This is a genomic window from Streptomyces sp. NBC_00104 (assembly GCF_045160825.1).
Taxonomy (GTDB): domain Bacteria; phylum Actinomycetota; class Actinomycetes; order Streptomycetales; family Streptomycetaceae; genus Streptomyces.
On sequence record NZ_CP108215.1, the window covers coordinates 7,838,566 to 7,862,561 of the forward strand.

At 72.1% G+C, this 23,996-nt stretch carries 16 protein-coding genes; 9 read left to right on the forward strand and 7 right to left on the reverse strand.

Features of this window, described 5'->3' with window-relative positions:
- The first annotated feature begins 68 nt into the window (after positions 1-68).
- Positions 69-272: a DUF6191 domain-containing protein gene (locus tag OG272_RS34540; protein ID WP_405895461.1), complete on the forward strand. Its 204-nt coding sequence runs from the start codon at positions 69-71 to the stop codon at positions 270-272.
- Positions 273-280: 8 nt separating this feature from the next.
- Here OG272_RS34540 and OG272_RS34545 read toward each other — a convergent pair whose 3' ends face one another.
- The gene (locus tag OG272_RS34545) at positions 281-1,447 is read right to left on the reverse strand and encodes a PQQ-dependent sugar dehydrogenase (protein ID WP_326577074.1); all 1,167 of its coding nucleotides are present in this window, start codon (positions 1,445-1,447) and stop codon (positions 281-283) included.
- Between the two features lie 292 nt (positions 1,448-1,739).
- Positions 1,740-2,738 (reverse strand): aldo/keto reductase, encoded by a 999-nt coding sequence (locus tag OG272_RS34550; protein ID WP_328224073.1) that lies wholly within the window; start codon positions 2,736-2,738, stop codon positions 1,740-1,742.
- A 75-nt stretch (positions 2,739-2,813) separates the two neighbouring features.
- Here OG272_RS34550 and OG272_RS34555 point away from each other — a divergent pair, with 75 nt between their 5' ends.
- The 7 genes from OG272_RS34555 to OG272_RS34585 all read left to right on the forward strand — a co-directional run bounded on the left by OG272_RS34555 (position 2,814) and on the right by OG272_RS34585 (position 16,190).
- A complete protein-coding gene (locus OG272_RS34555; RefSeq protein WP_327727692.1) occupies positions 2,814-3,815 on the forward strand; it encodes a 2-hydroxyacid dehydrogenase in 1,002 nt (333 codons plus the stop codon).
- A gap of 392 nt (positions 3,816-4,207) precedes the next feature.
- Positions 4,208-7,300, forward strand: coding sequence for an EAL domain-containing protein (locus tag OG272_RS34560; protein WP_327727691.1), 3,093 nt, complete (start codon positions 4,208-4,210; stop codon positions 7,298-7,300).
- A 247-nt stretch (positions 7,301-7,547) separates the two neighbouring features.
- A complete protein-coding gene (locus OG272_RS34565; protein ID WP_326577066.1) occupies positions 7,548-9,395 on the forward strand; it encodes an acetolactate synthase large subunit in 1,848 nt (615 codons plus the stop codon).
- Between the two features lie 21 nt (positions 9,396-9,416).
- Positions 9,417-9,944, forward strand: coding sequence for an acetolactate synthase small subunit (gene ilvN, locus OG272_RS34570; protein ID WP_030040507.1), 528 nt, complete (start codon positions 9,417-9,419; stop codon positions 9,942-9,944).
- Between the two features lie 118 nt (positions 9,945-10,062).
- Positions 10,063-11,064, forward strand: coding sequence for a ketol-acid reductoisomerase (gene ilvC / locus OG272_RS34575; RefSeq protein ID WP_327727690.1), 1,002 nt, complete (start codon positions 10,063-10,065; stop codon positions 11,062-11,064).
- 289 nt (positions 11,065-11,353) lie between these two features.
- The gene (gene serA / locus OG272_RS34580; RefSeq protein ID WP_326577061.1) at positions 11,354-12,943 is read left to right on the forward strand and encodes a phosphoglycerate dehydrogenase; all 1,590 of its coding nucleotides are present in this window, start codon (positions 11,354-11,356) and stop codon (positions 12,941-12,943) included.
- 325 nt (positions 12,944-13,268) lie between these two features.
- Positions 13,269-16,190, forward strand: a complete 2,922-nt coding sequence (locus OG272_RS34585; RefSeq protein WP_405896110.1) for an AAA family ATPase — start codon at positions 13,269-13,271, stop codon at positions 16,188-16,190.
- Positions 16,191-16,461: 271 nt separating this feature from the next.
- Here OG272_RS34585 and OG272_RS34590 read toward each other — a convergent pair whose 3' ends face one another.
- The 5 genes from OG272_RS34590 to OG272_RS34610 form a co-directional block, all read right to left on the reverse strand.
- Positions 16,462-17,145, reverse strand: coding sequence for an ATP-binding cassette domain-containing protein (locus OG272_RS34590; RefSeq protein ID WP_405895462.1), 684 nt, complete (start codon positions 17,143-17,145; stop codon positions 16,462-16,464).
- Positions 17,142-18,176 carry an ABC transporter ATP-binding protein gene (locus OG272_RS34595; RefSeq protein WP_405895463.1) on the reverse strand — a complete coding sequence of 345 codons (1,035 nt, stop codon included), beginning with the start codon at positions 18,174-18,176 and terminating at the stop codon, positions 17,142-17,144. The genes OG272_RS34590 and OG272_RS34595 overlap by 4 nt, the downstream gene beginning before the upstream one ends.
- Positions 18,177-18,216: 40 nt before the next feature.
- Entirely contained in the window at positions 18,217-20,004 is a 1,788-nt protein-coding gene (locus tag OG272_RS34600; protein ID WP_327727687.1) for an ABC transporter permease subunit, read from the reverse strand.
- Positions 20,001-21,497, reverse strand: a complete 1,497-nt coding sequence (locus tag OG272_RS34605) for an ABC transporter substrate-binding protein (RefSeq protein ID WP_326577051.1) — start codon at positions 21,495-21,497, stop codon at positions 20,001-20,003. The genes OG272_RS34600 and OG272_RS34605 overlap by 4 nt, the downstream gene beginning before the upstream one ends.
- A 160-nt stretch (positions 21,498-21,657) precedes the next feature.
- Entirely contained in the window at positions 21,658-22,860 is a 1,203-nt protein-coding gene (locus OG272_RS34610) for a PucR family transcriptional regulator (RefSeq protein ID WP_405895464.1), read from the reverse strand.
- 128 nt (positions 22,861-22,988) lie between these two features.
- On the opposite strand from OG272_RS34610, the gene OG272_RS34615 reads away from it, so the two are divergent.
- Positions 22,989-23,915: a proline dehydrogenase family protein gene (locus tag OG272_RS34615; protein WP_405895465.1), complete on the forward strand. Its 927-nt coding sequence runs from the start codon at positions 22,989-22,991 to the stop codon at positions 23,913-23,915.
- The last annotated feature ends 81 nt before the right edge of the window (positions 23,916-23,996 follow it).

The following is a 23,996-nucleotide window of genomic DNA, read 5'->3' on the forward strand; positions in this document are numbered from 1 at the left end:
CGCCGAGGCTCCGCTGTTCGACAGGGACCGACCGCCCGCCGCCTCGCGGCCCCGGGGGAGGGAGCACCGTGTTCAACGCCTTCGAGGAACTCTTCGCACCTGGCCGCAAGCACACGCGTGACGAGCAGAACCGGCTGGAACTGACCCGCGAGGACGTCGGGGACAACGACCCGGGACGCGGACCGATAGACCTTGCGTCCGGGAAGGTCGTCGTACGCCCGCCCGAGCCGGTGGAGGAGGAGGCAGGGGAAGGCAGGGCGGCCGAGGAGTAGGCGGCCGGTTACGTCACCTCCAGCTCCAGGATCTTGTCGTCGCCCCCTTCCGGGGAACCCCGGCCGTCCGTCTCGCTGGTCACCAGCCAGAGTTTGCCGCCGCCGGCGGAGACAACCGTGCGAAGACGGCCGTAGTCCTCCTCCAGGAAGGCCTGGGGGTCGGCGGCGGCCTTGGTGCCGTCCAGGGGGACGCGCCACAGACGCTGGCCCCTCAGGCCCGCCATCCAGACCGAGCCCTCCGCTATGGCGATGCCGCTCGGGGAGGCCTCGTCCGTACTCCACACGGCCACCGGGTCGACGTAACCGGACTTGCCGCCCTTGCCCTCCACCTCCGGCCAGCCGTAGTTCCCGCCGGGCCGGATCTGGTTCAGCTCGTCCCAGGTGTTCTGGCCGAACTCCGAGGCCCACAGACGCTGCTTGCCGTCCCAGGCGAGGCCCTGGACGTTGCGGTGGCCGTACGAATACACCACGGAGTCGTCGAACGGGTTGCCCGGGGCGGGCTCGCCGTCCGGGGTCATACGGAGGATCTTGCCGCCGAGGGAGTCCTTGTCCTGGGCCAGCGGGCCCTCGTACCGCTCGCCCGTGCTCGCGTACAGCAGTCGGTCGGGGCCGAAGGCGAGCCGGCCGCCGTTGTGGTTCGTGCCCTTGGGGATGCCCCGGAGGATGGTGTCCGGCGCGCCGAGCTGCTCGCCGGCGGGCTTCTCGGGGTCGTACAGCATCCGGACGATCCTGTTGTCGGACTCCGAGGTGAAGTACGCGTAGATCATGTGGTCGGAGGCGTACTCCGGGGAGACGGCGATGCCCATGAGGCCGCCCTCGCCGGCCGGGGCGACGCCGGGGACCTCGCCGAGCTCGGTGCTCTTGCCGGACTTCTCGTCGATTCTGCTGATCGTGGCCTCGTCACGGGAGGACACGAGGAGACCGCCCTCGGGGAGGGGCGCGAGGCCCCAGGGGGTGTCGAGGTCCTCGGCGACGGTGCGGACCACCCTCACCGAGCCCTTCGCGGGGGGCGCCGCGTCCGCCGCCTGCTCGGGCGGGGACGACTCGGCACTGCTGCTGCTCGGGGGTGAGCCGCCGGCCGCGTCCGGCTTCTCTCCGTCGTCGGAGGAGCAGCCGGTCGTCACCAGGAGCACGGCTGCGGCCAACGCGGCCGTCACCACTCGACGTTGCACCATCACGATCCCTTCGGCGTGGAGCTTCTACTTGTCATACACCGCGAGTGCCCCACAGGTTCCGCCTCCGCCCGATCAAGCGGCTTTTTCGCCCGACGCCCGACGCCCGACGCCCGACGCCCGATGCCCGACGCCTGATGCCCGATGCCCGACGCCTGATGCCCGACGTCCGGCGCGAAGGGCCGCGACGCTCGGCCCGGGCGCCGCCCGATCGCCGATCGCCGTCCGCCGTCCGCCGTCCGCAGTCCGCTCAGTCCGCTCAGTCCGCTCAGTCCGCTCAGTCCGCTCAGTCCGCTCAGTCCCAGGATCCCCGCGCGGGCGGGAGGCCCGCCACCTCCGACAGGTCCTGGGCCGTGAGACGGAGGGCGTGGGCGGCCGCGTTCTCCGTCACCCACCGTGCCTGCTTGGTGCCCGGCACCGGGACCACATGGGGGCCGAGGGAGAGGATCCAGGCGAGGGCGACCTGGGCCGGGGTCACCGTCGCCCCGTGGCGTGCCGCGACGCGGCGGAGGCCGACGACGAGGGGCTGGTTGGCGGCCATCATCTCGGCGGTGAAGCGGGGGTGACGGGCGCGGAGGTCGTCGATCTCGAAGCCCCCGCCGGGCGTCAGGGTGCCGGTGAGGAAACCATTCCCCAGGGGCATGGCGGCCAGGAAACCGATGCCGCGGGCCACACACCAGGGGAGAAGGGAGTCCAGGGCCTCCCGCGACCAGACCGACAGCTCGGCCTGCACGGCGCTCACCGGGAATATCTGCTGGACCCGCTGGAGCTGGCGGATCGTGGTGTCGTACATGCCCGCGCCCGGCCGGCGGCCCGCCCGCGCGCCCACCGCGCACAGGCCCAACGCCCTCACCTTCCCCGCCTGTACGAGCTCCGCCATCGCGCCCCACGTCTCCTCGACGGGGACCTCGGGGTCCGCCCGGTGGAGCTGGTAGAGATCGATGACGTCGGTCTGGAGGCGGCGCAGCGAGGCGTCGCAGGCACGTTTCACATAGCCGGGGCGGCCGTTGGCCACGATGTGCTGCTCACCCACCAACAAACCCACCTTGGTGGAGACGAAGGCCTCCGCGCGGCGCTCCCTCAGCACCCGGCCCACCAGCAGCTCGTTGGTGAAGGGGCCGTACATGTCGGCGGTGTCCAGCAGCGTGGTGCCGAGGTCGAGGGCCCGGTGCACCGTCCGCATCGACTCGTCGCCCCGTTGCCGCGACCTGGTGTACGCCCAGCTCATCGGCATGCACCCGAGTCCTACGGCCCCCACCTCGAGCGTCGCCGCGCCGATCGTCCTGCGCTCCACCTGGTCGTGACCCTCCCTCTCCCGACCCCCAACCTAACCTCTGCCGTGCCGGGTACCTGACATAGCCTCCGGAGCATGACTGCTGACGCGACTGCCGACCCGACCGCGGACGTGACCGCCGATGTGTGGCTCCCCATCCCGCCGGACGAGATCGAGGGGCTCCCGCAGGGCCCCAACTACCTCTTCTGGGACGGAGGTGAGGACGGCACGCAGCCGTACCCGGGCGACCCCGCGGACTGCGTCCTGTACGTGGTGCCCTACATGAAGCGCTGGCCGGTGAAGGTGAACCCGCTGGAGCACATGCGGAACCTGCGGGTGATCCAGACGCTCACGGCGGGCGTCGACGACGTCCTGGCCCGGCTGTCCGCGGTCGCTCCCGGTGTCCAGCTCTGCAACGCGCGTGGAGTGCACGAGGCCAGCACGGCCGAGCTCGCGCTCACCCTGACCCTCGCCTCGCTGCGCGGTGTCCCCGACTTCGTCCGGGCCCAGCAACAGGAGCGCTGGCAGGGCGACTTCCGCCCCGCGCTCGCCGACCGGACCGTCCTGATCGTCGGCTACGGCGCGATCGGCGCCGCCATCGAGGACCGGCTCGTGCCCTTCGAGGTGGCGCGGGTGGCGCGCGTCGCGCGCTCTGAGCGCACCACGGCGCGCGGACCGGTGCATTCGTTCACCGAACTGCCCTCCCTGCTGCCGCAGGCGGATGTCGTGATCCTGTCCACTCCTCTCACAGAACAGACGAAAGGCCTGGTCAACGCCGACTTCCTGGCCCGTATGAAAAACGGCGCCCTCCTGGTGAATGTTGCCCGCGGAGGCGTCGTCGACACCAAGGCGCTGCTCGCGGAACTGGACGGTGGGCGCATCACGGCGGCGCTCGACGTCACCGATCCCGAGCCGCTGCCGCCGGGGCACCCGCTCTGGCGCGCGCCCGGCGTCCTCATCAGCCCGCACGTCGGCGGCCCCACCTCGGCCTTCCTGCCGCGTGCCAAAAGGCTGTTGGTGGCCCAGTTGGGACGATTCGTGAACCGGGAGCCCTTGCGCAACGTGGTCCTTACGACGGGCGAGACGGACGACGCGTAATCCACTTCGGGCACCCTCCGCATTCCTTCGGAAGCGGAACGTGCTCACGTTGCCGCAGGTGGTCACTGAGCGTAGAGGAACTATGTCCCTGAGTGACGAGACTGGTGTATCGTCCCCGACAGGGGCTGCGCCGCGCACCGTTCGGCGCCGGGGACGGACTTGAGACAGCGAGGGGGGCGACGGGCGATGCACGGCCTATGGACGAACGATCCGACGCGGCGGAGCCGCCGACGGCGGCCCTGGCGAGCTGCGACGCGGAGGCACCCGCACGGGAGCCACGGCGGCCACAGCGGTCACGGTCAGCACCGCAGGCACAGCAGCCGCAGAAAGCACACCCCCCTGACGCGCCGGGACCGGCGGGACGCGGGAGCGGCGCTCACCTGGGAGAACCGGTGAGTCCCCGCCAGTCCACCGGCTCCACGCTGAGCCCCACGCTCCGGGCGACCAAGCCACTGCCCGGGCCGCTGCCGCCCGGGAGGGCACCCGGCCGCGGTGGCGCGAGCCTCCGGGCCCAACTCGTCCTCGCCCTGCTCTGCGCGGCCTACGCCGTCGGTGCCGCGTTCAGCTGGGGCAACGAACAAGTCGCCCTCGTCATGGGCGACTTCGGGCTCAGCGCGGCCGCGGCCGCGGCCGCCGTCTCCTGCTTCCGCTACGCACGCCGCCGCAGCAGCCGCTTTCGGCCCGCCTGGCTGCTGTTCGCCCTCTCCTCCGCCATGGCGGCACTGGGCAACGGCGTCTGGGGGTGGTACGAGGTCGTCCTGGAGCGGCCCGTGCCCGAGCCGAGCTACGCGGACCTGTTCTTCCTCTGCTTCGCGCCACCCGCCATCGTCGGCCTGCTGGTGCTGGCCAAGAGGCCCATGACCAGGGCCGGCTGGGTCTGCCTCGCGCTGGACTCCTGGCTCATCGGGGGCTCCCTGGTCACCCTCTCCTGGAGCCTCGCGCTCGCCCAGACCGCCCAGCTCGACGGGTCCGACACCGCGCACACCGCACTCTCACTGGCCTACCCGCTGCTCGACATCGCCCTGGTCAGCATGGTGCTCGCGCTGCACTTCCGCCGGTCCTCGATGCACCGCTCCGCGGTCAACACCGCGATCGGCGCCCTCGCGCTCACCGTGATGTGCGACGCCCTGTTCACCTCACCCCTCCTGCACACCAGCTACCGCTCCGGCCAGCTCCTCGACGCCGGCTGGTTCGCGGGCTCCCTGCTCCTCGCCTACGCCCCCTGGGCCGGCCAGCGGCACGGACAGGCGGACGAGGGCGGGCACGCGCGCGTGGTGCACGAACACATCCCGGGCCAGCGGCACGACGCGCAGCCGGGCCACCGCCACGAGGTCCAGCCGGGCCACCGGCACGACATCCAGCAAGGAGGACACGTGCATGTGCTCCTCCAGGGAGGAGGTCACAGTCGGTATCCGGCCACCCGCCCCATCGCCGGATCCCTGGCCGCGCTCACTCCCTACCTGGCCGCCGCCGTCTGCACCCTGGGCATCCTCTACAACGTCCTGAACGGCCGCAGTGTCGATCGCGTGGTGCTCATCACCGCCTGCACCGTCGTGCTCGCCCTCGTCGTCCGCCAGGGCATCATGCTCCTCGACAACATCACCCTCACCCAGGAGCTGGCCCAGAAGGAGAACCACTTCCGCTCCCTGGTGCAGGGCTCCAGCGACGTCATCATGATCGCCGCGCCGAACGGCATCCTCCGCTACGTCAGCCCGGCCGCCGCCGGGGTCTACGGACGTCCCGCGGAGGACCTCGTCGGCAAGGAGCTGGCGTCGATCATCCACCCCGAGGACCTCGGCTGCGTCGTCCACGAGGTGCGCCGCTTCCTCGCCGCCGACCCCGCCGAGGAGCCCACCACCCGTATCGAGTGCCGCTTCAAGGCCGGCGGTGGGGGCACCTCCCGCTCGAGCGAAGCCGAGAGCCGGGGAGGCTGGCTGAACGTGGAGTCCACGGTCAACCGCCACCACGGCGGCCTCATCTTCAACAGCCGGGACGTGACCGAGAGAGTGCGGCTGCAGGCCCAGCTCCAGCACAACGCCGAGCACGACCCGCTCACCGACCTGCCCAACCGCGCCCTGTTCACCAAGCGCGTCCAGCAGGCGCTTTCCGGCCGCCGCTCCTCCGACCGAGGTGTCGCCCTGCGCAACACGGCGGTCCTCTTCATCGACCTCGACGGCTTCAAGGCCGTCAACGACACGATCGGGCACCAGGCCGGGGACGAGCTGTTGGTCCAGGCCGCCCGCAGACTCCAGGACGCCGTCCGGCAGGGGGACACCGCCTCCCGGCTCGGCGGCGACGAGTTCGCGGCCCTCATCGTCGGGGACGGCTCCCGGGACCGCACCGCCCGTGAGCGGCACATCCTGGAGCTCGCCGACCGGCTCCGGATCGCCCTCTCACAGCCGTACACCATCGACGGCAACGATGTCCGGGTGGCCGCCTCCATCGGCGTCTCCTTCGCCGAGCCCGGCCTCGGCGCGGGCGAGCTGCTGCGCAACGCCGACCTCGCCATGTACCGCGCCAAGGCGTCCGGCAAGGGCCGCGTCGAGCTGTACAAGCCACAGATGCAGCAGGACGTCGTCCGCAAGGCGGAGCTGGCCACCCGGCTGCGGGCCGCGCTGCACGACGGCGAGTTCATGCTGCTGAACCAGCCCGTCGTGGAGCTGGAGACCGGCCGGATCTCGTCGGTCGCGACCGCGGCACGCTGGCGCTCGTCCCAGGGGGTGCTGTTCACGCCGGCCGAGTTCCTGCGGGTCTCCGAGGACAGTGAGAAGACCGCCGAGCTGGGCCGCTGGATGCTGGAGCAGGCCGTCGAGCAGGCCGCGGACCGGCTCACCAGCGGCCTGAACGTCCCGGTGTCCGTCCGGATGAGCGCCCGGCGCCTGCTGGACCGCTCCCTGCCCCCCGGCTCGGTGGAGACGCTCCTGACCCGCCACGGGCTGCCCTCGGGCTCCTTGATCGTCGAGCTGTCGGACACCGAGCTGAAGGGCCCGCTGGACGAGCTGGAGCGCCGGCTGAACCACCTCCGGCGCCTCGGTGTCCGGATCGCCCTGGACGGTCTCGGCAGTGGCCACGCGGCCATCACGGCACTGCGCCGGCTTCCCGTCGACGTACTGAAGCTGGACCGAGGCCTCGTCGAGGGGATCGTGGAGTCCACGCGGCTCCACAAGATCACCAGGGGGTTGCTGCGCATCGCCGACGACCTGGGGCTGCAGTCCGTCGCCGACGGCGTGGATCTGCCCGAGCAGGTGGTCGCCCTGCGCGCGATGGGCTGCACCCACGGCCAGGGCGCGGCCTTCTCCGGACCGCTGGACGAGTACCGGCTCCGCCGGGCCCTGTCCCTCGGGCACTACCCGGTGCCCAGCGGGCCCGCGGAACCCGCGTTCGCGGGCGGTGGGGGAGGGGTGTACACAAGTGGTGTGACCGCTGTCTACGGAGGCGGAAGTGCCCTTCGCTCACATAATGAGACTCCCGTCCCACCTACTTGACACGCGGTGCACGCCGGGGGGAGGGTCAGTGCCATGCGCACTCGAATCCTCGTACTTGGAAAGCGCGTCGGCTGAAGCTGGGACCCACCGGACGACGACCCGGAATCCCCAGCGACCGTACCCGACGCGCTCCCCTCGCTTGCCTCGTGGCAAGGAGGGGTTTTTTGTTGCACGGGCACCAGTCAGGCGCTAGCCGCACACCGCACGAACCTCGCAAAACACCCTCAGCATCGAGAAGAGAATGCCGATGACCGAGCAGGCCACCGGGGCCCACCATCCGCAGCCGCGGCCCCGATCCGGAGGACCGTCCACCCCCGTCGAGCACGTCACGGGTGCGCAGTCCCTCATCCGCTCTCTCGAGGAGGTCGGGGCCGACACGGTATTCGGCATCCCCGGCGGCACCATCCTGCCGGCGTACGACCCGATGATGGACTCCAAGCGGGTGCGGCATGTGCTGGTCCGCCACGAGCAGGGCGCCGGCCACGCGGCCACCGGTTACGCGCAGGCCACCGGCAAGGTCGGGGTGTGCATGGCGACGTCCGGGCCGGGCGCCACCAACCTGGTCACCCCGATCGCGGACGCGCACATGGACTCCGTGCCGCTGGTCGCGATCACCGGGCAGGTCGTGTCCAAGGCGATCGGTACGGACGCCTTCCAGGAGGCGGACATCGTCGGCATCACCATGCCGATCACCAAGCACAGCTTCCTGGTCACCAAGGCGGAGGACATCCCCCGGGCGATCGCGCAGGCGTTCCACATCGCGTCCACGGGGCGTCCGGGACCGGTCCTGGTCGACATCCCCAAGGACATCCTCCAGGCGAAGACCACCTTCAGCTGGCCGCCGAACATGGACCTGCCCGGCTACCGGCCCGTGACCAAGCCGCACGCCAAGCAGATCCGCGAGGCCGCCAAGCTGATCACCGCCGCCAAGCGGCCCGTCCTGTACGTCGGTGGCGGCGTTCTGAAGGCGCAGGCGACCGCCGAGCTGAAGGTGCTGGCCGAACTGACCGGCGCGCCCGTCACCACCACCCTGATGGCGCTCGGCGCGTTCCCCGACAGCCACCCGCAGCACCTGGGCATGCCCGGCATGCACGGCTCGGTGGCCGCCGTCACCGGACTGCAGAAGGCCGACCTGATCGTCGCCCTCGGCGCCCGCTTCGACGACCGGGTCACCGGCAAGCTGGACAGCTTCGCGCCCTTCGCCAAGATCGTCCACGCGGACATCGACCCGGCGGAGATCGGCAAGAACCGCGCCGCCGACGTGCCGATCGTCGGGGATGCCCGCGAGGTCATCGCCGACCTGATCCAGGCGGTGCAGAGGGAGCACAGCGAGGGCGGACAGGGGGACTACACCGCCTGGTGGAAGGACCTCAACCGCTGGCGCGAGACCTACCCGCTCGGCTACGACCAGCCGGCCGACGGCTCGCTCTCCCCGCAGCAGGTCATCGAGCGCATCGGTCAGCTCGCCCCCGAGGGCACGATCTTCACGGCGGGCGTCGGCCAGCACCAGATGTGGTCCGCTCACTTCATCCAGTACGAGAAGCCCGCCACCTGGCTGAACTCCGGCGGCGCCGGAACGATGGGGTACGCGGTCCCGGCCGCCATGGGCGCCAAGGCCGGAGCGCCGGCGCAGACCGTCTGGGCGATCGACGGCGACGGCTGCTTCCAGATGACCAACCAGGAACTCACCACCTGCGCCCTGAACAACATCCCGATCAAGGTGGCCATCATCAACAACGGCGCCCTCGGGATGGTCCGCCAGTGGCAGACCCTGTTCTACAACCAGCGCTACTCCAACACCGTGCTGCACAGCGGCCCGGACGACGTCAACCCGAAGGCCCGCGGCACCCGCGTCCCCGACTTCGTGAAGCTGTCGGAGGCCATGGGCTGCTACGCGATCCGCTGCGAGTCCCCGGACGACCTGGACAAGGTCATCGAGGAGGCGAACTCGATCAACGACCGCCCGGTCGTCGTCGACTTCATCGTCCACGAGGACGCGATGGTGTGGCCGATGGTCGCCGCCGGCACCTCGAACGACACGATCATGGCCGCCCGGGACGTCCGCCCCGACTTCGGCGACAACGAAGACGACTGAGCGAGAGAGACTGAACGAGACATGTCCAAGCACACGCTCTCCGTCCTGGTGGAGAACACCCCGGGCATCCTGGCCAGGATCGCCGCCCTGTTCTCCCGCCGCGGCTTCAACATCGACTCGCTCGCGGTCGGTGTCACCGAGCACCCCGAGATCTCCCGTATCACCATCGTGGTCAACGTGATCGAGGAACTGCCGCTGGAGCAGGTGACGAAGCAGCTCAACAAGCTCGTCAACGTCCTGAAGATCGTCGAGCTGGAGCCGGGCTCCGCCGTTCAGCGGGAACTCGTTCTGGTGAAGGTGCGCGCCGACAACGAGACGCGCTCCCAGATCGTCGAGATCGTCCAGCTGTTCCGCGCCAAGACCGTCGACGTCTCCCCGGAGGCCGTCACCATCGAGGCCACCGGGTCGAGCGACAAGCTGTCCGCCATGCTCAAGATGCTGGAGCCGTTCGGCATCAAGGAGCTGGTCCAGTCCGGCACGATCGCGATCGGCCGTGGCTCCCGTTCGATCACGGACCGCTCGCTGCGCGCCCTGGACCGGTCGGCCTGACACCCGGAACGGGCGGCCGACGACGCGCGGCCGCCCGTATGCCGAGACCCGCGAACTTTCACGACGCCCGCCGTCATACGGTGGGACGCAACACCTGCACTCAAGGAGAGAACCCAAAGTGGCCGAGCTGTTCTACGACGCTGACGCCGACCTGTCCATCATCCAGGGCCGCAAGGTCGCGGTCATCGGCTACGGCAGCCAGGGCCACGCCCACGCGCTGTCCCTGCGCGACTCGGGCGCGGACGTCCGCGTCGGTCTGCACGAGGGCTCCAAGTCCAAGGCGAAGGCCGAGGAGCAGGGCCTGCGCGTGGTGACCCCGTCGGAGGCCGCCGCCGAGGCCGACGTCATCATGATCCTCGTCCCGGACCCGATCCAGGCCCAGGTCTACGAGGAGTCCATCAAGGACAACCTCAATGACGGTGACGCGCTGTTCTTCGGCCACGGCCTGAACATCCGCTTCGGCTTCATCAAGCCCCCGGCCGGCGTCGACGTCTGCATGGTCGCCCCCAAGGGCCCCGGCCACCTCGTCCGCCGCCAGTACGAGGAGGGCCGCGGCGTTCCGTGTATCGCCGCCGTCGAGCAGGACGCCACGGGCAACGCGTTCGCGCTGGCGCTGTCGTACGCCAAGGGCATCGGCGGTACCCGTGCCGGTGTCATCAAGACGACCTTCACCGAGGAGACCGAGACCGACCTGTTCGGTGAGCAGGCCGTTCTCTGCGGTGGTACGGCCGCGCTGGTCAAGGCCGGTTTCGAGACGCTGACCGAGGCCGGTTACCAGCCGGAGATCGCGTACTTCGAGTGCCTGCACGAGCTGAAGCTGATCGTCGACCTCATGTACGAGGGCGGCCTGGAGAAGATGCGCTGGTCGATCTCCGAGACCGCCGAGTGGGGCGACTACGTCACCGGCCCCCGCATCATCACGGACGCCACCAAGGCCGAGATGAAGAAGGTCCTCGCCGAGATCCAGGACGGCACCTTCGCCCAGGCGTGGATGGACGAGTACCACGGTGGTCTGAAGAAGTACAACGAGTACAAGACCCAGGACTCCGAGCACCTGCTGGAGACCACCGGCAAGGAGCTGCGCAAGCTCATGTCGTGGGTCAACGACGAAGAGGCGTAGGCGCTGCCGCTGTGCCGAGCCGGGTTCCGCGGCGGTGTCCTCTCCCAAGGCGCCGTCGCGGGGCCCTGCCCCGGGCCCGCTCCTCGATCGCCGGAGGGGCTTTGTGCATGAGGTTCCCGTCCGGGTGATCCTTCCGCAGTGACGTGAGGCGACGCCCCCGGCGCCACTACACTGCTGGACTACATACGCGTCAGGCCCACAGCGTCGTGCGCTTCCACGCGGCCACCACCCTCCACCGCCTGCGGCCGTCGGGACGGCCGTCCGCAGCATTGGACTTGTGAGGACTCACGTGAGCTCGAAACCAGTCGTACTGATCGCTGAAGAGCTGTCGCCCGCCACCGTCGACGCGCTGGGCCCGGACTTCGAGATCCGGAACGTCAACGGAGCGGACCGAGCCGAACTGCTCCCGGCCATCGCCGACGTCGACGCGATCCTGATCCGCTCGGCCACCAAGGTCGACGCCGAGGCGATCGCCGCCGCGAAGAAACTGAAGGTCGTCGCGCGCGCCGGCGTCGGCCTGGACAACGTGGACGTCTCCGCCGCCACCAAGGCCGGCGTGATGGTCGTCAACGCCCCGACCTCGAACATCGTGACCGCCGCCGAGCTGGCCTGCGGTCTGCTCCTCGCCACCGCCCGCCACATCCCGCAGGCGAACACGGCGCTGAAGAACGGCGAGTGGAAGCGCAGCAAGTACACGGGCGTGGAGCTGGCCGAGAAGACCCTCGGTGTCGTGGGCCTCGGCCGCATCGGTGCCCTGGTGGCCCAGCGCATGTCCGCCTTCGGCATGAAGGTCGTCGCCTACGACCCCTACGTACAGCCCGCGCGGGCCGCGCAGATGGGTGTCAAGGTCCTCTCCCTGGACGAGCTCCTCGAGGTCTCCGACTTCATCACCGTCCACCTGCCGAAGACCCCCGAGACGGTCGGCCTGATCGGCGACGAGGCGCTGCGCAAGGTCAAGCCGTCGGTGCGCATCGTCAACGCCGCGCGCGGCGGGATCGTCGACGAGGCCGCGCTGTACTCGGCTCTCAAGGAGGGTCGCGTCGCGGGCGCGGGCCTCGACGTGTACGCCAAGGAGCCCTGCACCGACTCGCCGCTGTTCGAGCTGGACGAGGTCGTGTGCACCCCGCACCTCGGCGCCTCGACCGACGAGGCCCAGGAGAAGGCGGGCATCGCGGTCGCGCGGTCCGTGCGCCTCGCCCTCGCGGGTGAGCTGGTGCCGGACGCGGTGAACGTCCAGGGCGGTGTCATCGCCGAGGACGTCAAGCCGGGTCTGCCGCTCGCCGAGCGTCTCGGCCGGATCTTCACCGCGCTGGCCGGTGAGGTCGCGGTGCGGCTCGACGTCGAGGTGTACGGCGAGATCACCCAGCACGATGTGAAGGTGCTGGAGCTGTCCGCGCTCAAGGGTGTCTTCGAGGACGTCGTCGACGAGACGGTGTCGTACGTCAACGCTCCGCTGTTCGCGCAGGAGCGTGGCGTCGAGGTCCGGCTGACCACCAGCTCCGAGTCGCCCGACCACCGCAACGTCGTCACCGTGCGCGGCACGCTCGGCAGTGGCGAGGAGGTGTCGGTGTCCGGCACGCTGGCCGGGCCGAAGCACCACCAGAAGATCGTCGCGGTGGGCGAGTACGACGTGGACCTCGCCCTCGCCGACCACATGGTGGTCCTGAGCTACGTCGACCGTCCCGGTGTCGTCGGCACCGTCGGCCGCGTCTTCGGCGAGGCCGGTATCAACATCGCCGGGATGCAGGTCGCCCGGTCCACGGCGGGTGGCGAGGCGCTCGCCGTCCTCACCGTCGACGACACGGTGCCCCAGCCGGTGCTCGCCGAGGTCGCGGAGGAGATCGGCGCGACGTCCGCGCGTTCGGTGAACCTGGTCTGAGGTTGCTTTTTGCGGGAGGCGGGGCCCGGTCACCTGGGGTGGCCGGGCCCCGCTTTTTTGCGCCCCCGCGGGGTCGGATCTTTGGCTGCGGGTGGGTGGAGGCTTCTCGCGCAGTTCCCCGCGCCCCTGAAAAGCAGGGGCTGCGCCTCGTGCTTTTCGGCCCGCGAGGGCCGTAGGCCCTCAAGGGGCGCGGGGAACTGCGCGAGAAGCCCCACCTGCCCGCACACACCCGCGCAGACCGGCCCCCCCGAAGGGGCAGCGCGAAGCCCGGCGGTGTGGGGGTGGGCGTGGGGGTGCGTGCCAGGATGGCCGTGTGCCGCAGAACATGTTCCACGCGCCGTTCGTCGGGCGGGACACCGAGATCGCCCGACTGAGGGACGTGCTGGACCGGACCGCCCGCGGCGAACCCCGGGCCGTACTGCTCGCCGGGGACGCGGGCGTGGGGAAGAGCCGGACGCTGGCGGAGGTGGCGGCGTACGCCGTGGACATGGGGACCGCCGTGTTCACCGGGCACTGCGTGGACCTCGGTGATGTCGGTCTGCCGTACCTCCCGTTCACGGAGATCCTCGGTGCCCTCGCCGCGGACGAGCGATGCGCGCCGCTTCTCCAGGCGCACCCGGCCACCGCACGCCTCCTCGGCGGCGGCGCGGACGGCGGTGACCGACTGCAGCTCTTCGAGGGCATCGCCGCACTGCTGTCGGACCTCGCCGAGACGACGCCCGTCCTGCTCGTGCTGGAGGACCTGCACTGGGCCGACCAGTCCTCGCGGGACCTGCTGCGCTTCCTGCTCAGCCGGGGTGTGCTCCAGCGCCCCACCCCCGGTACGCCCGCCCACCGCCTCGCCGTCTTCGCCTCGTACCGCACGGACGACCTGCACCGCCGCCACCCGCTGCGCCCCCTGCTGGCCGAGCTGGTGCGGCTGCCCGCCGTGGAGCGGCTGGAGCTGAGGCCGATGCCGGACACCGAGGTCGCGCGGCTGGTGCGTTCGCTGCGTGCCGAGCCACTGCCCGACACCACGGTCGGCCGGATCGTCGAGCGGGCGGAGGGCAACGCGTTCTACGCGGAGGAGCTGCTGGCCGCGACGGCGGACGAGCCCGGGGCGGTGCTGCCGAGCGGCCTGGCCGACGTTCTGCTGATCCGGATCGAGCAACTGCCCGGCGCCGCCCAGCAGGTGCTGCGCACGGCGGCGGTGGCGGGCCGCAGGGTCGAGCACGATCTGCTGCGGGACGCCGTACAACTCCCCGACGACGAGTTGGAGTCGGCGCTGCGGGAGGCGGTCGGCCGACAACTGCTGCTGCCGGGCGAGGGATCGACGTACCAGTTCCGGCACGCCCTCACCCGGGAGGCGGTCTACGCGGATCTGCTGCCGGGCGAACGGGTCCGGCTGCACGGGGTGTTCGCCAAGTTGCTGGCCGGCCGTGGCCGTGCCGGGCAGAGTGCGGAGCGCGCCCATCACTCGCGCGAGAGCCACGACCTCGCCGACGCGCTGACGGCGTCCGTCGAGGCCGCCGACCACGCGCACGGCATCGGGGCGCCCGCGGAGGAGCTGCGGCATCTGGAGGGCGCCCTCGATCTGTGGTCGTCCGTGGACGCCGGGGCCCGGCCCCGGGACCTCGACACGGTCACCCTGACCCTGCGCGCCTCGTCCGCCGCCGCGCGCGCCGGGGAGAACCACCGCGCGGTCTCCCTCTCGCGGTCGGCCCTCGCCGGGGCCGGTCCGGACGCGGACTCGGAGCTGGCCGCCCGGGTGCGCTACACCCTCGCCGGTGACCTGATGCGCGTCGACAGGCTGCAGGCCGCGTTCCGGTACAGCAGCGAGGCGCTGGCGATGATCCCCGCCGAGCCGCCGTCCCGTACCTGGGTGTGGGCGGCGGCCACGCATGTGATGGCGGCACGGTACGTGGGGGAGGACGAGGAGGCCGGGCGGGTCGCGAGCGGTGCGCTGTCCGTCGCCGAGCGGCTCGAACTGGGCGACGCCCAGGCCGACCTGATCATCTCCGTGGTCGGTCTCCACCCCCGGAGCAACCGGAGTACGCGGGAGGGCCGGGCACGGTTGCGCGACGCCCGCGAGCTGGCCCGCCGCGCGGGCAACGTCCCCGTGGAGATGCGTGCCCTGTTCAACCTCGCCATGGGGTGCTACGAATCCGGTGACCTGGAGGAATGCCTCACCTGGCTCTCCGAGGGGCTGGACCGCGCGGGCCGCACCGGCCTCCTGTCCTCCCCGTACCCGGTGGAGATGCGCTATCTCCACTCCCTCTGCCTCTACACCCTGGGCCGCTGGGACGAGTGCGCCCGCTCGGCCGCCGACACCGACCGGCTGCCCGCCACGGCCGGCCACACGGTCGGTCCCGCCCTGTACGTCGCCCTCGCCCGCGGCGACGAGAGCGCCGCGGAGCGGGCCCGGGCGCTTCTGGACGGGCCGTACGACTGGATGGCCGGCCTCGTCGCGGGCATCGCGCTCACCGAGGCGGCCGTCCTGCGGCGTGATCCGGAGGCCGCGGTCGCGCAGTTCCGGACGACCGTCGCCGCCCTCTCCGACGAGTCCGGGACCCGGCTCGACGCGACCGTCCGGCTGGCCGCGCTGGCCCTCGGGGCGATCGCGGACGCGGTGGCGGAGCGCCGGTCGGCCGGGGACGAGAACGGGGCGCGGGGCTGGGCCGCCACCGGGGAGGAGCTGGTGACTGCGGCGCGGGTCACCGCAGCGGAGGGGGAGGACGAGAGCGGGCAGGGACCGGAGGGGCGCGCCTGGCTGGCCCGGGCCGAGGCGGAGTTCGCGCGGGTGCGTACCGGACCCGATGTGGAGGCCTGGCGGAAGGCGGTGGACGCGTTCGCGTTCGGAGATCCGTATGAGACGGCCCGGTGCCGGCTGCGGTTGGCGGAGGCGTTGCTGGGGGCGGGGGCGCGGGAGGAGGCCTCGACCGAGGCCCGGGCGGTGGGGGAGACCGCCGACCGGCTGGGCGCCGTACCGCTGCGTGCCGCCCTGGACGCGCTGCTCCGGCGGGGGCGGCTGGCGGAGGTCTCCGGGGCCGGGGACGTCCCCGCGCTCACCGCGCGGGAGAGCGATGTCCTTCGGCTGCTCGCGCTCGGGCGCACCAACCGGCAGATCGGCGACGAGCTGTTCATCACCGGGAAGACGGCGAGCGTCCATGTGTCCAACATCCTGGCCAAGTTGGGGGCGGCGAGCCGTACGGAGGCGGTGGCCATCGCGTATCGGGAGGGGCTGATCACGACCGGCTCGCCGTCCTGACCCGGCGCGAGTGCTCCTCGGCGGCCCGAGCGGCCGCCGCCAGGGACTCGGCCGCGGGACCGAGCCCGGCCCATGCCACCCGCTCCGAGCCGGGCGGCCAGACGGTAGCCGGCCACCTGAGTCGGGTCGTCCGCCTGGAGCGGAAGCAGCCCAGAGGTTGCTGTGCGACCGCTGTCTGGAGTTGTGGCACACCTGATCGACGCTGATCAGCGCTGGTCGGCGGCGGACCGGGGCGAAGCCCCCTAGAAGGCCCATGAAGATCTTGGGCCTTCTAGGCCGGTACGAGCCTCCCGGCGCGCATCTCGATCGAGCGGTCCGCGAAGTGGCGTACGACCGCGCGGTCGTGGCAGATGAAGAGGTACCCCAGGTCCAGCTCGTCCTGGAGGTCGGCGAGCAGGTTCAGCACTCCGGCCCGGACCGACGGGTCGAGGGCGGACACCGGCTCGTCGAGGACCAGCAGGCGGGGCTCGGAGGCCAAGGCCCGTGCGATACCGGCGCGTTGGCACTGGCCGCCGGACAGCTCGTGCGGGAAGCGGTCGCCGTAGGCCGGGTCCAGGCCGACCCGGTCGAGGAGTTCGGCGACCCGGGCCGGGCCCGTGGCGTCCCAGCGGCCCTGGACCCGCAGGGGTTCCGCCACCGCGTCCCGGATGCGGTGGCGAGGGCTGAGGGAGCCGTACGGGTCCTGGAAGACGGGCTGCATACGCGGGCGGAGCGGGCGCAGTTCGCGTTCGGTGAGCCTCGTCAACTCCCGCCCCTCGAAACGGACTTCGCCGCTGTCCGGGCGCCGCAGCCGCAGCACGGCGGCGACCGTGGAGGACTTGCCGCAACCGGACGGGCCGTTCAGGGCCAGGGTCTCGCCCGCGTCCACCGTGAAGGACACCTGGTCGACGGCGGTGACCGCGCCGTAGCGGACGACCAGGTCGCGCACGTCGAGCAGGGGGTCACGCCGGTTCATACGGGCTCCTGGAACAACTCGGTCGCGGGATACGGGACTTCGTCCCAGCGGTGGCAGGAGACCTCGTGGCCGTCGCCGGCCGCCCACGACCGCGGTTCCTCCCGGTGGCAGCGGTCCTCGACGAGCGGGCAGCGCGGCGCGAAGGCGCAGCCCGACGGGAGGGCGTCGGGGGTGGGCGGGGAGCCGGGGATGGAGGGCAGCCGCCGGCGACGACCGGCGGCGGGGTGCGGATCGCCGTGACGACCCTCGCCCTTGTCATGGTCGACGTCGTCGCCGTCCGGTGGCAGCGATGCCAGCAGGCCCGCCGTGTAAGGCGCTCGCGGGCGCCCCAGCACCCGGGTCGCCGGGCCCTGTTCGACCTGGCGGCCGGCGTACATCACCAGCACGCGGTCGGCGTGTTCCCGGACCACGCCCAGGTCGTGGGTGACCAGCACGAGCGCGGCGCCGACCGCCTCCCGCTGCTCGCCCAGGACCCGGAGCACCTGATCCCGGAGCTCCGCGTCGAGCGCGGTCGTGGGCTCGTCGGCGACGACGACGTCCGGTTCGTTGATCGTGGCCATGGCGATCACGGCCCGCTGGCGCATACCGCCGGAGTACTCGTGCGGATACGCCCGCGCCCTGCGTACGGCGTCGGGGATCCCCACCCGGTCGAGCGCGGCGACCGCCCGGGCGCGGGCCTCCTTGCGCGAGACGCCCGCCACCGACCGTACGGCGGCGGCGAGTTGGTCGCCCACGGGATGCACCGGGGACAGGGCGGCGAGGGCGTCCTGGGGGACGAGGGCGATACGGCGGCCGCGCTGGGCGGCGACATCCGTGTCACCGCGCAGCCGCACGGTTCCGCTCGTCGTCGCCCCCTTGGGCAGCATTCCGAGCAGCGCCCGGGCCGTGAGGGACTTTCCCGCGCCCGACTCGCCGACCAGGGCGAGCACTTCGCGCGGCCGGACGTCGAAGGACAGCCCGCGTACGGCCTCCGCCTCGTCGAACGCGATCCGCAGCCCGCGGACCGACAGCAGTACGTCAGAACTCGGCAATACATCCGAACTCGGCAATACATCCGAACTCGGCGGTACGTCAGACTCCGGCAGCGACTTCAACGGACGCCTCCCCTTTCCGCGTGCGTGCCCGGCCCGGTTTCCTCGTACGGCGGCCCGTGCGCGTCTCCGCGTACGCCGCGCCCGACACCGCCAGTCCGGCCAGCACGGCCAGGGCGACCGCCGGGGCCAGGGCCGCCCACGGGGCGCGTTCCACGTAGGCGCGGGACTCGTCGAGGAGGAGTCCCCATTCGGGGGTGGGCGGTTGGGCGCCGAGCCCCAGGAAGCCGAGGGAGGCGAGCGCCAGGGCGATACCCGGGAGGCGGAGGACCGCGTGGCGGGTGACCGGGGCGGCGACGGACGGCAGGACGTGCCGGGTGAGGATCCACGACGGGCTCGCCCCGAGGGCCCGTTGGGCGGTCAGGAACGTGGACGCGCGGACCTCCTGGACGAGTGCCGCCGCGTGGGCGGCCAGGGCCGGCCAGGAGATCAGGGCCACGGCGAGGGCCGCGCCGCCCGTGCCGGGGCCGGCCGCCGCGGCGACGAGGATGCCGACGATCACCGGGGGCAGCGCGTTGGCGATGTCGGCCGCGCCCTCGGCCACGCCGGGCAGGAAGCCGAGCGCCAGGGAGACCAGGAGGCTCAGCAGGCAGACCGCCGCCGCGGTGCCGACCGTGGAGGCCGCGCCGTGGCCGAGCCGGGCCAGCACGTCACGGCCGAGCCCGTCCGTGCCGAGCGGGTGCGCCCAGGACGGCGGGAGGAGGCGGGCGGTGGTGTCCACGGCGTACGGGTCGCGCAGCAGGCCCCAGCCGATGGTGATCAGGAGGACGGCCGCCAGGGCCAGGGGGATCGCGGGGTGGGTGCGGACCGGGCGGGCCGGCGGCAGGGTGAGGCCCGCGTCGCGCAGGGCGGGGCCGAGGAGTCGGCGGCGGCCGAGGGCGGCCAGGGCGCCGGCGACCAGGCCCAGGGCGAGGAGGGCGAGGACCGAGCCCTGGAGGAGGGGGAGGTCCTGGGACTTGGCCGCGCCCAGGGCCGTACGGCCGATGCCGGGCACCGCGAACACGGTCTCCACGGCGACCGCGCCGCCCGTCAGACCGACGGCCGCCATGCCGAACTGCGGTACCAGGGGCGGCAGTACGCGGCGCAGTGCGGCCGCCGAGACACGGGCCCGGCTCACGCCCGCGCCGCGCCACAGCTCCACCCAGCGTTCGTCGAGCACGGACGGCAGCGCGTCCGCGACCAGGCGGCCCAGCAGACCGCCGGCCGGGACGCCGAGGGCGATCGCGGGCAGCACCAGGTACTCGGGGCCCGCCCAGCCCGCCGTCGGCAGCAGGCCCAGCCACACCCCGCACACCAGCAACGCCACCGTGGCCAGCAGGAACTCGGGCACGGCGGCGAGCATCGCGGCGAACGCGCCGGCCGACCCCCGGCCCCGTACGAGGACCGGGGCGACCAGCGCGCCGGCCAGCAGGACCGCGACGGCGAAGGCGGCGCCCATCAGGCCGAGGGAGACCTGGAGGCCGGAGACCACCGAGGGCAGCACGTCCGTGCCCGACACCCACGAGGTGCCGAGATCGCCACGCAGCAGTCCGGAGGCCCAGTCCCCCAGCAGGGAGAGGGGACCCGCGCCCAGACCGAGGTCCTCACGGATCGCGGCCAGCGCCTCGGGTGTCGCCTCCTGCTCGGCCGACCGGGCGCGCAGCACGGTCAGCGCGGGGTCGCGGCCGGACAGCCACGGCAGCAGTCCGACGGCGGCCAGCACGGCGACGAGACAGACGAAGCGGGTGAGCCCGGCCGGACCGACCCACTTCCCTACGGCACGCTTCACCTGACGTACGTGTCCGCCGTGACCAGCTCCCGCTCGCGCGGGTCGTGCGCCGCGTCCACGACCCCGGCCGCGTCGCCCTGGATCACCCGCTCGTGGAGCATCGGCACGGCCGCGTCGGTGGTGAGGACGGCGGCCTCGGCGTCGATGACGGCCCGGCGGCGGGCGTCACCGGCTGCCGTGTCGGAAGCCTTCCCGAGGGCCGTGTCGACGGTCTGGTCGGCCAGCTGGGAGAGGTTGAAGGAGCCCTCGGAGGCGAAGTCGCTGTAGAGGTACGCGGCCGGGTCGCCGGAGTCGAGGACGGTCGCCCGGGACAGGATGAACGCGTCGAACTCGCCCGCCAGGGCGTCGGTCTCGATGTTGGCGTATTCGCGCACGTCGAGCTTCACCTTGAACCCGGCCTTCTGCAGCTGCTGTTGGAGCGTGGCCGCGACCTCGGGCAGTTCGGCGCGGTCGGTGAAGGTGCCGATGGTGATCGACTGGCCGGAGGGGTCACCGGCCTTCGCGCGCTTCACCGTCGACCGCAGTTCGGCGGCCCAGGGGAGCGCGGGCCCGAGGAGCCCCTCGGCGACGTCGGCCCGTCCTTCGTACACCCCCTCGACGATCGCCTCGGCGTCGACGGCCTCGCGGGCGGCGGCGCGCAGCGAGGCGTCCTTGAAGACGCCCTTCCCGGTGTTCAGGTAGAGGGTGTTGGTGCGGGGCATCGGGACCTCGGTGATCAGGTCCTGGTCGAGCACGGCGGCCTGCGACACGGGGACCGCCTCGACGATGTCGGCCTCGCCGCTGCGCAGGGAGGCCGCGCGGGCGGTGCCGTCCGGCACGAACGTGACATCGATGCCGGGGGCCTTGGCCCTGCCGCCCCAGTAGCCGTCGTAGCGGTCGAGGGCGGCGGAGGCGGTGCCGTTGACCTTGGTCAGCTCGAAGGGGCCGGTGCCGGCGCCGACCGGGTTCACCGTCTTCCCTTCATACGCCTTCGCCGCGAGGATCGACAGCTGCGGTGAGCTGAGGCGCTGGGGGACGAGCGGGTCCTCGGTGCCCGTGGTGACGGTGACGGTGGCGCCGTCGGCCTTCGCGGTCAGGTCCACGCCGTCGAGGATGCGGGGCTTGGGGGAGGCGGTGGCGGCCTCGGTGAGGGAGTTGACGACGGCCTCGCCGGTCAGTTTCGTCCCGTCGTGAAAGGTCACGCCGTCGCGGATCGTGAAGGTCCACTTCCTGCCCGACTGCTTCCACCCGGTGGCCAGCGCGGGTTGTGCGTCGCCCACCGCGTTCAGCTTCACCAGGGTCTCGGCGGTCGACCAGCGCGACAGCTTGAACGCGTCGTCGGACAGCGGCGACAGGCCCGAGCGGGGCGGCAGCATCATCGCGATCCGTACGCGCTTGCCCTCACCGGAAGCAGCGCCCTCGGCGGCGCCCGTCGACGAGAAACAGCCCGTGAGCAGGGCGGAGGCCGCGGTGGTCACCGCGGTGAGGGGGACGAAACGGGCCGGGAGGCGCACGGGGACACTCCGAGTAAAGGCGTGGTCAAAGATTCAACGTGCCTGACCGTAGCACGATGACAATCATTTTCAGAAGCGCGTTTTTCCGCCATCGAGACGTGCCGGGAGCGGCCAAAGAGCAGTCAAAGAGGCGCCTGCCGGAAGGTCCGGAGAGAGCGCGTCAGAGCCGCGCCCCCTTCAGCGCCATGTGCAGCAGCAGCCGGTCCTCGCCGTCGGTCAGGCGCAGGCCCGTGAGCTGTTCGACGCGCGAGAGGCGGTAGTAGAGGGTCTGCCGGTGGATGCCCAGCTCGGCGGCGGTGCGGCCGGCCTGGCCCGCGTGGTCGAGGAAGACCTCGGCGGTGTGGGCGAGTTCGCGGTGGGCGGGGGTGAGGAGGGCGCGGACGGACGGGTCCTGGGAGGCTCCTGGAGGCAGCGCGGTCAGCAGGCGGTACGGGCCGATGGAGCGCCACTGGGCGATCGGGCCCAGCCGGGGTTCCGCGAGCGCCGCGCGGGCCGCCGCCGAGGCCTCCCGCCAGTCGGCGCCCAGTTCGGCGAGGCCCGTGCGGGCGCCCGAGACGCCCGCCGCCGCGTGCGCGCCCGCGCGTTCCAGGAGCCGGGCGGCGGCCGTGAGCGCCGGGGCCGGTACGTCCGCCGAGCGGAGCCGCACCAGCAGGGCCAGGCCCTGGCCCGCCGCGCCCCACGGCACCGTGCACAGTGCGGTCGCCCCCGGAACCGTACGGAAGGACGGGGCGTCGTCCGGGTCGGCGGACGGCCAGGGGGCCACGCACACCATCGTGTGGACGCCGTCGCCGCGCGGGCCGAGGGCCGCGCGCAGCTCCGCCACGGCCATGTCGCGCTCCCAGTCGCGCTCGGCGGTGAGGACGGCGCGCAGCTCCCGGGTGAGGTCCGCGCCGGCCTGCGCCTCGTCCGCGAGGAGGGCGCCGATCCGGGAGGTGACCGCCATGGCGGCGGACAGCTGTGCGCCGGTGGGGCCGGGGTCGTCGTCCAGGAGCCAGACGTAGCCGAGGGCGACACCCCGATGGCGTACGGGGAGGCAGACGCGGCCCCGGAGCACCCCCGCCTCCGGAGTCGGCGGGATACGGACCGGGGCCGTCGCCCGGGTGATGCCGAAGCCCTCGAACCACTCCCGTACCGCCGTCGTCGAGCGGCGGGTCAGGATCGAGCGGGTGCGGACCGGGTCCAGGGCCGACGGATCGAGGTCGCCCTCGCTGTCGTACGCGCCGAAGGCGATCAGCTCGAAGTCGCGGTTCTCCAGCGTCGCCGGGGCGCCGAGCAGCCCGGAGATCTCGTCGACGAGGTCCTGGTAGTCACCCACGGGGTGGGGCGATGCGGTTTCCGGCGTCACTCGGGCATTCTCCCGCATTTCTCGAAGACCTTCATACATCTGTCTGAGATCTGCGGCACGGATACGTGACAGCTGTCGATGGTCGGCGAACGGGGGGATCCTTAGGTTTCACGGTGGTTCTGTCCGCTGGTCTGTGGAGGTGCCCCGTGCTGGGTCCCGTGATTCTCGCCGCGTCGCGCAGCGACCGGATACGACGCCTGATCTCGGCGGCGCCCGTGACCAAGCGGGTCGTCGACCGCTTCATCCCCGGTGAACGGGTCGACGACATCGTCCCGGTCGTCCGGGATCTCACCGGCAGGGGCCTCGATGTGACGCTGGACGTCGTCGGTGAGGACATCACCCGCCCCGAGCAGGCCGCCGCCGCCCGCGACGCCTACCTGGAGCTGATCGACCGGCTGAAGGAACTGGAGCTCGGCGAGCGCGCCGAGATGTCCGTGAAGCTGTCCCTGTTCGGGCAGGCGCTTCCCGGCGGCCACGAGCTGGCCCTCGCCAACGTCCGCGCGGTCGTCGAGGCCGCCGCCGCGATCGGGACGACGGTCACGCTCGACGCGGAGGACCACACCACCCTCGACTCGATGTTCGCCATCCACGACGAGCTGCGGCGGGACTTCCCGCAGACCGGCTGTGTCATCCAGGCCTACCTCTTCCGCACCGAGGCCGACGCCCGCCGCCTCGCCGAGAACGGCAGCCGCGTGCGGCTGGTCAAGGGCGCGTACAAGGAGCCCGCGGACGTCGCCTTCCAGCAGAGGACCGAGATCGACAAGGCGTACGTCCGCGTCCTGAAGATCCTCATGGAGGGGGAGGGGTACCCGATGATCGGGTCCCACGACCCTCGCCTGATCTCCATCACCCAGGAACTCGCCCACCGGGCCGGGCGCAAGCTCGACGAGTACGAGTTCCAGATGCTGTACGGCATCCGCGGCGACGAGCATCTGCGGCTCGCCGCCGAGGGACACCGGATGCGTGTGTACACCGCGTACGGCACCGACTGGTACGGCTACTTCATGCGCCGTCTGGCGGAGAAGCCGGCGAACCTGCGCTTCTTCGTCCGCTCGATGGCCGGCAAGGGCTGAGCCCCACAGACATCGAGCCCCACAGACATCGAGCCCCACAGACATACGGCCGAACAAGAACGGCCAGCCACCCAACGGCCC

Bases quoted from the DNA above. Each gene is read 5' to 3' on its own strand.
- OG272_RS34545 (WP_326577074.1), bottom strand. From the start codon at position 1,447: ATGGTGCAACGTCGAGTGGTGACGGCCGCGTTGGCCGCAGCCGTGCTC.
- OG272_RS34555 (WP_327727692.1), top strand. From the start codon at position 2,814: ATGACTGCTGACGCGACTGCCGACCCGACCGCGGACGTGACCGCCGAT.
- OG272_RS34565 (WP_326577066.1), top strand. From the start codon at position 7,548: ATGACCGAGCAGGCCACCGGGGCCCACCATCCGCAGCCGCGGCCCCGA.
- ilvN (WP_030040507.1), top strand. From the start codon at position 9,417: ATGTCCAAGCACACGCTCTCCGTCCTGGTGGAGAACACCCCGGGCATC.
- OG272_RS34585 (WP_405896110.1), top strand. From the start codon at position 13,269: ATGTTCCACGCGCCGTTCGTCGGGCGGGACACCGAGATCGCCCGACTG.
- OG272_RS34590 (WP_405895462.1), bottom strand. From the start codon at position 17,145: ATGAACCGGCGTGACCCCCTGCTCGACGTGCGCGACCTGGTCGTCCGC.
- OG272_RS34610 (WP_405895464.1), bottom strand. From the start codon at position 22,860: ATGCGGGAGAATGCCCGAGTGACGCCGGAAACCGCATCGCCCCACCCC.